Origin of the sequence: Emticicia sp. 17c, from assembly GCF_037153985.1 — a bacterium.
Lineage (GTDB): Bacteria > Bacteroidota > Bacteroidia > Cytophagales > Spirosomataceae > Emticicia.
Genome location: NZ_JBBAYI010000047.1, coordinates 1 through 1,262, shown reverse-complemented (window position 1 = coordinate 1,262; position 1,262 = coordinate 1). Strand labels below are relative to the sequence as shown.

The window sequence follows — 1,262 nt, the reverse complement described above, 5'->3', positions numbered from 1 at the left end:
GCTGTATAAATACCTGATTGCGTTACTATCGCTGGATTTGAATAGTTCACTGATTGTCCATCCTTACGCCAGTTTAAAGTACCACTGCAATTCGCTGCCGTCAAAGTAGCAAAATCTCCGGCACACAAGCTCGTTTTATCCGCTGTAAGCGTCGGTGCATTTGGTATACCTCCAGTTGTGATTTGAATGCTATTGGATGCTACACTCGTGCCACAATTTGTCGTACAGGTGGCCGTATAAATACCTGATTGCGTCACCACTGCCGGATTTGAATAGTTCACTGATTGTCCATCCTTACGCCAGCTTAAGGTACCACTACAATTGGCAGCTGTCAAGGTAGCAAAATCTCCAGCACACAAGCTCGTCTTGTCGGCTGTAATTGTTGGTGCATTCGGAAGGTTACCTGTTGTAATAGTCACTGAATTGCTAGCTACACTTGTCCCACAATTTGTCGTACAAGTAGCTGTATAAATACCGGCTTGCGTTACTATCGCTGGATTTGAATAGTTCACTGATTGTCCATCCTTACGCCAGTTTAAAGTACCACTGCAATTCGCCGCTGTCAAAGTAGCAAAATCCCCAGCACACAAGCTCGTTTTATCCGCTGTAAGCGTCGGCGCATTTGGTATACCTCCTGTTGTGATTTGAATGCTATTGGATGCTACACTCGTCCCACAACTGGTTGTACAAGTAGCTGTATAAACGCCTGACTGGGTTACTATCGCTGGATTTGAATAGTTCACTGATTGTCCATCCTTACGCCAGCTTAAAGTTCCACTACAATTCGCCGCTGTCAAGGTAGCAAAATCTCCAGCACACAAGCTCGTTTTATCCGCTGTAAGCGTCGGTGCATTTGGAAGGTTACCTGTTGTAATAGTCACTGAATTGCTAGCTACACTCGTCCCACAATTTGTCGTACAGGTGGCCGTATAAATACCTGATTGCGTCACCACCGCCGGATTTGAATAGTTCACTGATTGTCCATCCTTACGCCAGCTTAAAGTACCACTACAATTCGCTGCCGTCAAGGTGGCAAAATCTCCAGCACACAAGCTCGTTTTATCCGCTGCAAGCGTTGGTGCATTTGGTATACCTCCTGTTGTGATTTGGATACTATTGGATGCTACACTTGTCCCACAATTTGTCGTACAGGTGGCCGTATAAACTCCTGATTGCGTCACCACCGCCGGATTTGAATAGTTCACTGACTGACCATCCTTACGCCAGCTTAAAGTACCACTACAATTCGCTGCCGTCAAGGT

Annotated in this window: 1 pseudogene; it reads right to left on the bottom strand. The window is 45.9% G+C overall.

Going from position 1 to position 1,262, the window contains the following annotated elements:
- A pseudogene (locus WAA15_RS24380) lies at positions 1–1,262 on the bottom strand (hypothetical protein); the annotation flags it as partial.